This is a genomic window from Arthrobacter jiangjiafuii, assembly GCF_018622995.1.
GTDB lineage: Bacteria > Actinomycetota > Actinomycetes > Actinomycetales > Micrococcaceae > Arthrobacter_B > Arthrobacter_B jiangjiafuii.
Map to the genome: position 1 here is coordinate 1,723,882 of NZ_CP076022.1, position 12,276 is coordinate 1,736,157.

Annotated in this window: 12 protein-coding genes; 5 read left to right on the top strand and 7 right to left on the bottom strand. The window is 66.6% G+C overall.

All coding sequences use genetic code 11. The features are described from left to right. Positions 1-61 precede the first annotated feature (61 nt). The 3 genes from KKR91_RS08170 to KKR91_RS08180 form a co-directional block, all read right to left on the bottom strand. Positions 62-1,036 (bottom strand): AraC-like ligand-binding domain-containing protein, encoded by a 975-nt coding sequence (locus KKR91_RS08170; protein ID WP_237687548.1) that lies wholly within the window; start codon positions 1,034-1,036, stop codon positions 62-64. Positions 1,037-1,152: 116 nt separating this feature from the next. Next, on the bottom strand, positions 1,153-1,776 hold the full coding sequence (locus KKR91_RS08175) for a TetR/AcrR family transcriptional regulator (RefSeq protein ID WP_237687549.1): 624 nt from the start codon (positions 1,774-1,776) through the stop codon (positions 1,153-1,155). A gap of 38 nt (positions 1,777-1,814) precedes the next feature. Continuing rightward, positions 1,815-3,491, bottom strand: a complete 1,677-nt coding sequence (locus KKR91_RS08180) for an amidohydrolase (RefSeq protein WP_210228533.1) — start codon at positions 3,489-3,491, stop codon at positions 1,815-1,817. 240 nt (positions 3,492-3,731) lie between these two features. Between KKR91_RS08180 and KKR91_RS08185 the strand changes: the two genes are divergently transcribed. From KKR91_RS08185 to KKR91_RS08195, 3 genes are all read left to right on the top strand, one after another. Next, positions 3,732-5,729, top strand: a complete 1,998-nt coding sequence (locus KKR91_RS08185) for a primary-amine oxidase (protein WP_210228535.1) — start codon at positions 3,732-3,734, stop codon at positions 5,727-5,729. After that, entirely contained in the window at positions 5,717-6,286 is a 570-nt protein-coding gene (locus KKR91_RS08190; protein ID WP_210228538.1) for a hypothetical protein, read from the top strand. Before KKR91_RS08185 ends, KKR91_RS08190 begins: the two co-directional genes overlap by 13 nt. Positions 6,287-6,540: 254 nt before the next feature. Then, positions 6,541-7,689, top strand: coding sequence for a baeRF2 domain-containing protein (locus KKR91_RS08195; RefSeq protein ID WP_210228540.1), 1,149 nt, complete (start codon positions 6,541-6,543; stop codon positions 7,687-7,689). Between the two features lie 12 nt (positions 7,690-7,701). Here KKR91_RS08195 and KKR91_RS08200 read toward each other — a convergent pair whose 3' ends face one another. Then, a complete protein-coding gene (locus tag KKR91_RS08200) occupies positions 7,702-7,920 on the bottom strand; it encodes a hypothetical protein (protein WP_210228542.1) in 219 nt (72 codons plus the stop codon). A gap of 110 nt (positions 7,921-8,030) precedes the next feature. On the opposite strand from KKR91_RS08200, the gene KKR91_RS08205 reads away from it, so the two are divergent. Both KKR91_RS08205 and KKR91_RS08210 read left to right on the top strand, forming a co-directional pair. Continuing rightward, positions 8,031-8,285, top strand: coding sequence for a hypothetical protein (locus KKR91_RS08205; RefSeq protein WP_210228544.1), 255 nt, complete (start codon positions 8,031-8,033; stop codon positions 8,283-8,285). Positions 8,286-8,386: 101 nt separating this feature from the next. After that, on the top strand, positions 8,387-9,373 hold the full coding sequence (locus KKR91_RS08210; protein ID WP_210228546.1) for a hypothetical protein: 987 nt from the start codon (positions 8,387-8,389) through the stop codon (positions 9,371-9,373). A gap of 67 nt (positions 9,374-9,440) precedes the next feature. On the opposite strand, the gene KKR91_RS08215 is transcribed toward KKR91_RS08210, so the two are convergent. The 3 genes from KKR91_RS08215 to KKR91_RS08225 form a co-directional block, all read right to left on the bottom strand. Continuing rightward, a complete protein-coding gene (locus KKR91_RS08215) occupies positions 9,441-10,520 on the bottom strand; it encodes an alkene reductase (protein WP_273544949.1) in 1,080 nt (359 codons plus the stop codon). A gap of 195 nt (positions 10,521-10,715) precedes the next feature. After that, entirely contained in the window at positions 10,716-11,231 is a 516-nt protein-coding gene (locus KKR91_RS08220) for a DUF1269 domain-containing protein (protein WP_210228550.1), read from the bottom strand. A 266-nt stretch (positions 11,232-11,497) separates the two neighbouring features. Further along, a complete protein-coding gene (locus KKR91_RS08225) occupies positions 11,498-12,169 on the bottom strand; it encodes an MBL fold metallo-hydrolase (RefSeq protein ID WP_210228552.1) in 672 nt (223 codons plus the stop codon). Between the last annotated feature and the right edge of the window lie 107 nt (positions 12,170-12,276).

Genomic DNA, 12,276 nt, shown 5'->3' on the forward strand with positions numbered 1-12,276 from the left:
GCTTTGCGCGTGCAGTTGTTGTCTGACGGTGCAGTGAGCCCCGGCATGGCAGCCTCCCCGCCTAGCTTCGGGTGCGGTAGACCGACGGCGGGCAGCCGTAGGCGGTGCGGAACGCGCGGCTGAAGTGGGCCGGGTCCGGCAGCCCCCAGCGCGCGCCGACAGTTGCCACGGGCAGGTCCGCCTGCAGCGGGTCGGCCAGGTCCCGGCGGGCTCCGTCCAGCCGGCGCTCCCGGATCCAGGCCGCGGCCGTGGTGCCGCTGTCTTCGAAGAGCTTGTGCAGGCTGCGGGTGGAGATGTAGTGGGCGGAGGCAATATAGCCGGGGGAGAGCTCGGGGTTGGCGAGCTGGCCCTCGATGAAGTGCTTGATCCTGGGCAGCATGCGTTCATGGCCGGTCGCCACCCGCCCCGAGTAGGACTCCGCGGCCAGCATGGTGGCCAGCAGGTCCACGGTATTCATGGCCAGCCGATGCCCGATCGGCCCATCCAGATCCGGCAGCAGGGCGGCAATCCTGGTCAGGAAGGGAACGACGGCGCTTCCCACCGGGTGCCCGGCGCCCAGGCGGATGGCGGTCAGGTCCGACAGGTCTTCCGCTGCCAGGTTCAGCAGCTGCTTGGGGAACATCAGCACCAGCGTGGTCATGTCTTCTGCGAAGCGGAGGGTGTACGGCTGCTGGGTGTCATAGATGGCCAGGTCGCCGGGGGACAGCTCGATTTCCCTACCGGCCTGTTCCAGGGCACCGCGGCCGGAGATCTGCAGGTTGAGTTTGTAGTAGCCCTGATCGGCGGCTGCAGCCAGCTCCGGCGTCCGCACCACGGTGTGGGCTTGGGCCTCAACCCGGACGATCGCCATTTCGCGCAGCCTGCGCCCCAGCAGCTGGCCCTCGAAGTGGTCGTCCGGGCGGCGGCCCGGCGCCGGAATGGTCTCCAGCGGGACAAAGGAGTCGGAGATCAGGCGCTTCCAGGCGGCGAAGGTGGTGGCGCGGACCGGTCCGGCGGCGGCGGACTGGCCGGGGGTGTCGAGCAGGGTTGAGTCCACGATCCTCCTTAGGCTGCCGGTGAGGCAGCTCACAGGGGACGCTACGCGTTTTCTCCGGCCGTGTCGAAGTTTTTCTCCATATGTCGAACTACCATGGCCGCCCGGCGCCTGCGCTCCTACCCGCGAAGCAGATCCAGCTGGAAATCGAGCTGTGTCTGGAGCAAGTCCGGGGAGTTGAAGGCCGCATCGAAGACCGCAGCCACCTGGGCTCCGAGGAGGAAGGTCAGCAGCGTTTCGGCTACGGTCTCCACCGGAAGCTGCCCGGGAACGTCTCCGGCCCGGACAGCCTGGTCCAGCCAGCTGCGGATGGTACTGCGCCAATGGAGCATGGCGGCGTCGTTTACCTCCGCCTGTTCTGGCTCCTGGAGCGCCAGCTGCCAGAACGCGATAACCACCCGGGCCTCATCCAGCCGTTCAGCATCCAGCGGCAGCACCTCGAGGCAGAAGGCCCGCAGCGCGGCTAATCCGGCCAGCGCCTGCGTAGCCGCGGCGCTGCGGGCGTTCGTGCGATCAAAGACGTGCCGGTAGGTAGCCTGCAGCAGCGCGGACTTGGTGGGGAAATACGGTTTGATGGCGCCATTGGCGTAACCGGCGTCGGCCGCCACCTCGCGCAGGGTTGCCCCGTCGAGTCCCCGGCGGGAGATGAGCCGCCACGTGGTCTCCACGATTTCGGCGCGGCGCCGCTCATGGTCGACGATCTTGGGCATGGTTCCCTTCCGGCGCCGGCCGGGTGCCGCCACGCCTCTGCCATCCTAGCGAGGCATGGCGGTCCGGATGCTCACACAGGTGCGTGCTCGGCAGCGGCGTCGTGGACAACCCGCCCTTCAAAGTAGGTTTGGAGTACCTGCGTGGCATGGATCGTGGAGGGATCTTCCTCGAAGATGTTCCGGTCCAGGACGATGAAGTCCGCCGAGAGGCCGGTCCGGAGCATGCCCACCGTGTCCTGCAGACCCATCGCGGCGGCCGGATGCCGGGTAAAGGCAGCCACGGCCTGGCGGATATCGAGGGCCTGCCCGCCGTTGAGGTCCCCTGGTACTTCGGGATCCGGGTTCCGGCGGGTGATCATGGTTTCCAGGCCGGTCCACGGATCCGGACTCGGAGCAGAGCACGGCCAGTCCGAGCCGCCGCTGACCAGCGCGCCGTCGAGGAAAAGGTCCTTCAGCGGCCAGGACTTGTCAAAGGTCTCGGCGGGAATCTGCTTGGCGATGCTCTCCTGGATGACCGAGGGGAACCAGATATAGGGTGAGGCGTCCGGAACGACGTCAAGCCCGGTGAAACGGGGAACATCCGCCGGCGCGATGTACTCCACGTGGGCGATCTGGAAAATGGGTGCCTCGCCCCGGCTGGCCCGCACCTGCTCCACGGCGTCGAGGACGAGTCGCACGGCAGCATCCCCGGTCGCATGCAGTTTGGCGTGCAGGCCCCGGTCCACCAGGGCTTCCAGGGAGGCAGTGAGCTCGCCCAGCTCCCAGAGCGGCTCGGCGGTGTGGTCCGGGTCATGGCTGCCGTGGCTGCACAGGTACGGGCTGAGCATGGCGCTGGTCCGGGTCATGGGCACGCCGTCCAGCACGTACTTGGAGAAGTCCGGATGCACGTGTTCGGTGCGGTGCAGCTCGCCAATGTCGTACAGCTCGGGGCCGGTAATGCCCGGCTCGATGAACGGACGGGACGGCATGGAGGCCACCACATGTGCGGTCAGTTCACCCCTGCGGTCCAGATCCGCCAGTGTTTCCAGCGCGTAGCCCATGGTTGCCGCTTCCTGCACGGCGGTGACGCCGAAACTGTTCAGGATCTGCACGGCCGTCCGGAAGGCAGTCGCGTGGCGTTCGCCAGACTCCTGGGTCGAGGCTGCCGCAGCTTCTTCACCGACCGGGCTGGCCAGTTCCTGGAGGACGCCGGTCAGTGCCCCGTCGTCGTCACGGCTGTAGGTGCCGCCCTCGGGGTCAGGGGTACTGGCGGTGACTCCCATCAGTTCGAGGGCCCGGGTGTTCACCCAGCGGTTGTGCATGGAGTCATCACGCAGCAGGACCGGACGACCCCCGGCGGCTTCGTCCAGCTGCCGCAGGTCCTCCAGCGTGATGTCATCCATGACGGTGGAGCCCACAATGCCGCCGATGACCCACTCATCCGGCGCCAGGTTTTCGGCCCACTGCCGGATTTTGGCGAAGATCTCCCCGGTGCTGTCGGTGGGCAGCAGCGGCAGTTCGTAGGCCGCCTGCCGGCCGCCGAGTCCGAGGTGGGCGTGCACATCCACCAGGCCCGGCATGGCCAGACGCCCCTGCAGGTCGACGACGGCGGCGTCCGGTCCGGCCATCGCCCGGATGGCAGCCGTTTCGCCCACGGCCGTAACCCGGCCATTCCCTACTGCCATGGCTTCTGCCCATTCGCAGAGCGGATCACTGGTATAGATCGGGCCGTTCACAACGATGAAGTCGACAGTTGGGGAAACAGTCATGCTTGCAGTCCTCCGGTGGGGGTCGGTGGGGAAGGTGTGCGGCACCTGGAAAAGGAGCCGTCAAGGCCAGCCTCCACCGTGCCGTGCGCCGGGGTCTTGGCCGCAGGTGCCATGAACTTGTCATTGCGTGCAGGACTTGTCCGCAAGGCCTGATTCCGGCGAAATACCCTTGTGGCGACCCGTGACCCCGGTTATTGTCTACAGCCATAGAAAAACCATTTGCGAAGAATCGGAGATTCCATGAGCGCTTGCCATCCCACCCCCGCCTCCGGTGCCGCGGAGACAACCGCGACGGCGGCGACGGCTGCGACGGTCCCGGCCACCGCGCAAGCATCTTTCCAGGGGCCGGCGAGTGCCTACGCTTTGGCGTCCCCGGAGGAAATCACCGTGGTTCGCGCGGTCCTGGAAGCCGCCGGGCTGTTCCCCGAGACCGCACGGATTGCCTACCTCGGCCTGGTGGATCCGCCGCGCGCAAAGGCAGCGGAGTCGACACCGGACCGCCGCTTCCGCGTGTTCCTGCTGGACACCGCCGGCGGCAAGCCGCACGACGTCGTCGTCTCGGCCACCGAACGCGCGGTGGTTTCCGACGTCATGCTTGATACCTCCGTTACCGGCGAGCTGCCCGTGCTGGAAGAGGAGTTCGAGGTGGTGGAGCAGATTCTCTCCACCGATCCCCACTGGCTGGCGGCGCTGGAGAAGCGCGGGCTCGACGTCGCGCAGGTCCGGGTGGCACCGCTCTCGGCCGGTGTCTTTGAATACCCCGAGGAAAAGGGACGCAGGATCCTGCGCGGCCTGGCGTTCCTGCAGACGCATGCGGAGGATTCGGCCTGGGCGCACCCGATTGACGGGCTGGTGGGCTACGTGGATGTCACCGCCGGAACCGTGGACCAGGTGCTGGACTTCGGCGCCGTTCCGGTGCCCGCAGAGCACGGAAACTACACCGACCCGTCCCTCACCGGGCCGCTGCGCACCACGCAGAAGCCCATCAGCATCACGCAGCCGGAGGGGCCCAGCTTCACCGTCACCGACACCAACCACGTGGAGTGGGAGAAGTGGCACCTGGACGTGGGCTTTGACGTCCGTGAAGGCCTGGTGCTCTACAACATCGGCTTCGAGGACGGCGGGAGCGTACGGCGGATCCTGAACCGCGCCTCCATTGCCGAAATGGTGGTCCCGTACGGCGATCCCGCACCCACGCGCTCCTGGCAGAACTACTTCGACACCGGCGAATACCTGGTGGGCCAGTTCGCCAACTCCCTGGAGCTGGGCTGCGACTGCCTGGGAGAAATCCACTACATCTCGCCCACGGTTTCGGACGCCCGCGGCAACCCGCGCACCATCCGCAACGGCATCTGCATGCACGAGGAGGATGCCTCCATCCTCTCCAAGCACTCTGACCTGTGGTCCGGCATCAACTACACCCGCCGCAACCGCCGCCTGGTGATCAGCTTCTTCACCACCGTGGGCAACTACGACTACGGCTTCTACTGGTACCTGTACCTGGACGGCACCATCGAGTTCGAGGCCAAGGCCACCGGCGTCGTCTTCACCAGCGCCTATCCCGGCAAGGACTACCCGTACGCCTCCGAGATGGCGCCGGGCCTGGGCGCTCCGTTCCACCAGCACCTGTTCGGTGCCCGGCTGGATTTTGCGCTCGACGGCGGCCCCGGCCGGGTTGAGGAGGAGGACGCGGTGCGCGTTCCGGTGGGACCGGAGAACCCGCGCGGCAACGCCTTCACCCGCAAGCGGACCGTGCTGGCACGCGAGTCGGGGGCTGCGCGCGACGCCGCCGCCGCCGTCGGGCGCACCTGGGTGGTCAGCAATCCCGAAAAGACGAACCGGCTGGGGGAGCCCGTGGCGTACAAGCTGCATCCCCAGGGCCAGCCCACCCTGCTGGCCGACGAGGATTCCTCGATCTACCGCCGGGCAACGTTCGCGTCCAAGGCCCTGTGGGTGACGCGGCGGGACGAGGCCCAGCGCTACCCGACCGGCGACTTCGTCAACCAGCACGCCGGTGGCGGCGGCATTCCGGAGTGGATCAAGGCGGACCGGGACATTGACGGGCAGGACCTTTCGGTCTGGCACACCTTCGGCCTGACGCATTTCCCGCGGGTGGAGGACTGGCCGATCATGCCCGTGGACACCACCGGATTCAAGCTGCGCCCCGAGGGGTTCTTTGACCGGTCGCCGGTGCTGGACGTTCCCGCGCCGGAATCCGGCGGGCAGTGCCACCGGTAACGGGGTTCCGTCCCGCGGGTCCTGGTTTCCATGCCCGGGCCTGCGCCGGTGCGGCCCTGGTGTCCGCAGGCCTGCATGCAGTCATGGCCGGGCAGCACGCGGACCTGTGGTGGCAGGCGGCGGTAATGCTGGTTATGGCGCTGGCCTGCCTGCCCTGCGTGCAGCCGTTGTGGCGGTCCGGTTCCGCCGCTGCCGGCCGGATGATGATGGGATCCGCGCTGGGCATGGTGGCCTTCCACGGCGTGCTGCTGCTGTACCCGGGCTGGGCCGGGGGCGGTCACCGGCACGACGGAATATTTCCCGCATCGGTTGGCTCGGCCTCCGCCGGGTCACCCTTTGGGATGCTGGCCCTGATCGGCTGGGAACTGGTTGCCGCGATGCTGGCCGCGACCTGGCTTCGGCGGAGTACCGTGCAGCGCGGCCGGCAGGAGGCTGGGTACCCCGAGCTGTTCGACCGAGCCCGGAGCCTTGACGCCCACAAGGAGGGGCAGGCCGGTCTGTGCGGGGGAGAACCGCCGGTCAGGCAACTGCCGCGCCAAACGGGGCCTGGACGGTAATCCATGGTGCGGATCAAGGGTATTGCGGGAATCCATGGTGCAGATCAAGGGCCCAAAAGAGCGTTCCTGGGCCTCTTGGTCCCGTCATCTGCACTATGGTCCCACCGGCGGCTCCGGAGGACCGCTGCAGATTAGAGTCCCGGTGGGAGGCCCGCGTGGCGGTGTCCGGCCTTCTGCTGGTGCTGGCGTAGGTGTTAGCTAGAGGCACGGATTGAATCGATGTGCGGCGGCGCCCGTACAGGCAGGAGATCGCCATGACTGAACACCTCCACAAGTACGCGGATCTGTACCGGCAGCCAGGGCCCTGGTGCCTGGCCTATGTCGACGCCGGGGCCGGGACGGTGGAAGGCGCGGAAGCCGCCGAAGCCCGCCCAGGCAACGTCCGGGCGGCGCTGGCCCAGCAGGGCGCTCCGCCGGCAGACCAGGAAGCCATGGAAGTTGCGGTGGCTCCTGCCTACGGGGTGCCCGCCCCGGTGTCGCGCTTTGTCCTTGTCCGGCAGGGAACCGTGGCGCTGAACGAGCTCCTGCCCGGCCCGCTGGCTGCCCCGAAGAAAACTTCCGTGGGCCCCATTCCCGATTTGCTGCCGCTGCTCAAGCACCGCCCCGAGGAATTCCCATACATCGTTGCGGAGGTCTCGCGGGAGGATTCCGAGATCCGGTTGGAGTACGTCGGACGTCCCGGTCCCGCCAGCATCCAGGGTGTTGAAGGGTCGGCCGAGGATATCCGCAAGCTGCCCGGGGGCGGCGGCTGGGCCCAGAACAAACTGCAGCGCAGGACTGAGGAAAGCTGGCGCCGGAACGCCGACGGGGTTGCCGGACAGATTGACCGTATTGTCGACAGCAGCGGCGCCCGGCTGATTGTCCTCGCCGGGGATGTCCGCGCCCGGAGCCTGGTCCGGGACGAGATCGCCGAGGCCCACCGGTCCCTGGTGAGCATGCTCGATGCCAAGACCCGTACCGGCGGTCCCCACCAGGATCAGTTCCAGGACAGGGTCCAGGAACTGATTGCCCTGCGGTGGGCGGCCGAACAGGAGCAGATCATGGACCGCCTGGCCCTGCAGCAGGCCCAGGCCAATCCGGAATCAGCCGCCGGTATCGGCGCTGTTGTCCATGCACTCCAGCAGGCCCAAGTGGACGTGCTGATCCTGAACGACAACGAGCTGGCGGACCACCCGCTGCTGGCCCTTGGTGCAGAACCGTGGGTGGCCAGCGCGGAGGAGCAGGCGCTCGGCGCGGAAGTCCTCGGCAGAGTTCCGGCGCCGGCGGCCCTGCTGCGCGCGGCAGCCCTGACTGATGCAAGCCTGCTGCTGGTTCCCGACGGCGTGCTGCCCGGCGGCACCGGCGTCGCTGCCCTGCTGCGCTGGCCTACCGGCCCAACAGCCCCCGGCGGCGCCGTGGCCTAAGGAGGGATGCGGCTAAAGGGTCTTTGGGTCCTGCCATCCGCCGCGGTGCGTCATGGACGGTGCAACCGGTTCGGGCGCCCGCCATACGACGATCAACACCGTAGCGATTGGCCCAAGCAGGATGGAGATAAGGAACCAGTTCCAGCGGGAGCGGTTCTTTTGTTCAGCGAGACCGGCATTGACTACGGCAACGGTGAACCAGAACAAACCTGAATCTACGTAGTTATCCATCGGTTCAGCCAACCACATGGGTAACAAGGAGCTGGGAAGCCGCCCCCGGGGCGCCCCTCGCGCTTGCCGGCCTGTTGGTCTGGATTACGCTCACGCTCGCCTCATTCGTCTTGAGCGCGTATTACATTGGCAGGCTCCTCTTCCGCGGCAACCAGCATCCTGTCATCAAGGCGCTCGTCGGCGGTGCGATCCTCATCGTCGCACTGCATATCCCCTGGCTAAACATCGTCGTATGGGCTGCCATGGTGTTCTTTGGCCTCGGCGCAGAGCTTCTGGCCATCTACGATCGGCGTCCTTGGCGCCTGGCACGACAGGACGAGAATGCACGCCCGCCCAGCCAACACCACTTAGGAAGTTCTGACTAAAGCGTGACGGTTTTCGAGAGGCGCTATGGACAATTCCAATTCGGGACCGCACTGTGAAGTCAGCACACTTACTTTTTTTTGGGGATGATATGAGCCACGTAATGCAATCGACCACTGTTCATCGAGGTGCAGCTACCCGTCCTGTGCAGCAACACCCCAATACAACCTTGTGGTCCATCCTGACTATTGAGCCGGAGCGTAAGGGTGTCGGCGACGACATTATCCGCCATATTGTTGCCCCTTTGTCTTCCCAAGTGCGGGCCGGGGAGGGGTACCGGTTTCGGTTATCACGCAACCTGGAATCCGGCCATCAGACTGTGCTCCTGCATTTGCTTGCCACCGACGACGTCGCTAAGCGCCTATGGAAGTTTGCGAACGCGCTGGCGGAGGAAAACGCTGCCACGCTGGGTACCGTGAAGACCTTCCACTCGCCGGGGCTCGTTTATCCGCCACGGCCGGGCGAACCGGTACCTGAGGTGGTGGAATCGGCATTTGCGCGGTTCGGTGGGCCAAAGGGCTTGGACCTGGCAGCTGAGATTGGCGAGGTTGCCATGGATATGGCTTTGTGGGCGGTCAACCGCTTTCCCAGCCTCAACACACGCTCGATGCTGGCTGCCCTAATTCTCTTCGACACCGGCCATGCCATGATGCGCGGCCCCCGGTCCGCGGTTTGGCCCGACCGCAGAACCACTAGCTGGGACTACTACTGGAACGCTCATCTGCACGCCTGTACAGGTTCTTTTGGCCCGCACGCTGCGCAGGCGCGCAATGCAATGAGGGCCCGGATTGCACCCCGGATTGTGCCCGCTCACAGGATGATGGTCGCCCTTGCCTCAGAGCCGGCAGTGGATATCTGGCGGAAGCGCTGGGCAAGGTCCATGGATGAGTATTTGTACCGGGCGGACAAACAACGCGTCAGTCGCAGTGCACAGCATCTGGCTATGGGGGCCAGCCAGCACGCAGTCAACGGGCTGGGCTTCACGTTGAGGGAGCAGGCGGTCCTTGGCCTCTACGCGTCTGCATGGAGTAAGGAAATAGAAGCGCAGTATGCCGGTGAGGAGCGCTCGTCGCAGCCGGCAAAGCACTAAGACAGAAACACGAAACGACGGCAGGCCTCCCGCTGTGCGGAAGGCCTGCCGTCGTCGTGCGTTGGGGCTAGGAAACCGGGGCCAGCTCCGGGTAGTCGGTGTAGCCGGCGGCACCGTCGGTGTAGACGGTGGCCTGGTCGATCTCGTTCAGCGGCAGGTCCTCCTGCCAGCGGCGGACCAGGTCCGGGTTGGCGATCGCGGGACGGCCAACGACGACGGCGTCGGCCAGGTCCTCCTCGAGCAGCATGATCGCGTCATCGCGCGTGGTGACGGTGCCGAAGCCGGTGTTCAGCAGCACCGGGCCGCCGAAGCGGCGGCGCAGTCCCTGGACCAGCTCGTCAGCCGGATCCGCATGCAGGATGCTCAGGTAAGCCGGCAACAGGTCGGCGATGCCGGTCACCAGTGCGGTGTAGGTGGCGGTCACGTCGGCGCGGTCGGTTTCCAGCACGCCCTGGATGTTGTGCTCAGGGGAGATACGGATGCCGGTGTGCTCGGCGCCGATGGCCTCGGCCACGGCCCGGAAGGCCTCGATGACCAAGCGGGCGCGGTTCTCCGGCGATCCGCCGTAGTTGTCGGTGCGCGTGTTGGAGACGGGGGAAAGGAATTCCTGCAGCAGGTACCCGTTGGCACCGTGCAGCTCCACGCCGTCGAACCCTGCCTTCATCGCATTCCGTGCTGCTGAAACGAAGTCCTGCACGATGCCGGGGAGCTCGGCTTCGGTGAGGGCGTGCGGCACCGGGTAGGGCTGCTTGCCGTCGTAGGTGTGTGCCATGCCTTCAAGCGCGATGGCGCTGGGGGCCACCGGCTGGCGGCCGCCGTTGATGTTTTCGTGTGCGACGCGGCCCGAGTGCATCAGCTGGGCGACGATCCGGCCGCCGGCCTCGTGCACGGCGTCGGTGACGCGCTTCCAGCCCGCGACGTGCTCCTCCGTGACCAGGCCGGGCATCAGGGGGTTGCCCTGGCCGGTGAAGGAGGGGTAGATGCCATCACTGATGATCAGGCCCATGGAGGCGCGCTGGCGGTAGTGCTCGACCATGATGTCTGTGGGCACACCGTCACGGCCGGCGCGGACGCGGGACATCGGGGCCATGACGAGGCGGTTGGGCAGTTCCATGGCGCCGACTGGCAGCGGGGTAAAGAGGTTCACTAAGCGTCTTTCTCTCGGTCGCGCCAGTGGCTGGAGCAGTCCTGGCGTTGGTCTACTCAGCGACAACCGGGAGTCAGGCTGTGGATATTCCATAAGCGTCCCATGTCACACGCGGAATGGGATGGGGCGGCACGGCTGTCCGGCCCGCCGCAGGGCGGCGGACCGGACACCGAAGCACGCGATTGGGAGGTCAGATCAGGAGGCGACGGCCTCCACGATCTTCTCGTCGCCTTCGTTGATGGCCTTGACCACCGCGTCGTAGTCACTCTTGTCGATAGCCTTGCTGATTCTCTTCGTGGCTTTGCTGACCGCCTTGTCCACACGGTCCAGATAGAGGTCGTCGACCACGGCAACCAGCGCCGAGGAGGCCGGCGGCAGCCACTCGTCCGCCTCGACGCCGATCTTCTTCTCCTCGTGCCGCTTCGCGATGACACCTGCACCGGCGCCGATCGCAGCGCCGATGACACCCGAAAGCAGGAGCGGGGGAGCGAACAGCCCCACCACGAGGCCGGCGATGGCACCGGCAGTGGTGCCGCCGCCAATCAGCCCGCCTCCGTGCTCCTTCACATCAACCCGTCCCGAGGCATCACGCGATAGGACTACCGCGGCCACCACCGCGTCGTCCATGTCCTTGATGGTGGTGAAATCAGCTGCCGCTGAGTCTGCATCGGTGTACGACGATACGAACAGGATGTAGTTGCGATCTGACATTTGTGAGCCCTTCAGTTGATGGCGGCCGGTGACGGCGGAAGCCCGCCAATTCCGGCATACGGCAGACTGTATTCCGGCTCGGGGCGCACCAATCGGTCCTTTGGGCGATTCGGTGTCGGGATTCCCCGGGCTGCGGACAGGCGGTGATGCTTCCGGTATCCTCGCTTCCCGCCGTCGGCCGGTTTAGGCGGTGAGGCCGCGGGCGCGGGCACGGGTACGGGCACGGGTGCGCCGGCCAGTTCCTCCAGCTGCGCACCGGCCACATGTCAGCCCTGAGAGGGAGGACCGCCGATCAGGCGGCCCAGCGCGTCGGCGGGTGACTCAATCTCGGCTCCATGGGCAAACAGGATCCGGGCGGGGCCGAGGCCGGCGATCCGCGCCAGGGATTCCTCGGCCTGGCCGGCATCCGCGGTGAACACCTCCGGCCCGCGGACGGCATCTCCCTGGGCGGAGGCGGCGGCGTCACCGATGAACAGCGTCCCGGTCGGCTCATGGAAGAGGCTCACATGCCCGGGGGTGTGGCCGGGGGTGGCGAAAACTCCCAGATCCTGGATGGCATTCCCCTCGCCGATCGGCCTGATCCGCCGCGGGGACTGAATATCGGGAGAATCGGGTCCGCCCGCGTAGATGGCGGCCAGCGGAGCCCTATCTGCGATGGCGAAGAGCGAGCCGATGTGATCCTGGTGCAGATGGGTCAGGATGATGTCGCGGACGTCGGCAAAGCTGCCCCCTAGCGCCTCGACCGCCGCGGCAATGCCAGCCTCGGAGCCGGGCATTCCGGTGTCAATGATGACGATGCCCGCCGGCTGGGCCACGGCATAGGAACGGACGTCCATTGTCAGCGGATCCGGCCCCGTGACCCCGGGCGGAATCACGACTTCTCCCACCACTTCTTCGATTCCCAGGGGTGTGCTTCCGCTGCCGGTCTGTGCGCTCATGGCCACGCTCCTTCGCTGGAATACGGCCCTTCCAGCGTATTCCGGGGTTGCGGGCTCCGACACCCCTGCGAACGCTTCGCGACGCCTCGCTGGGAATCCTGCTGAGA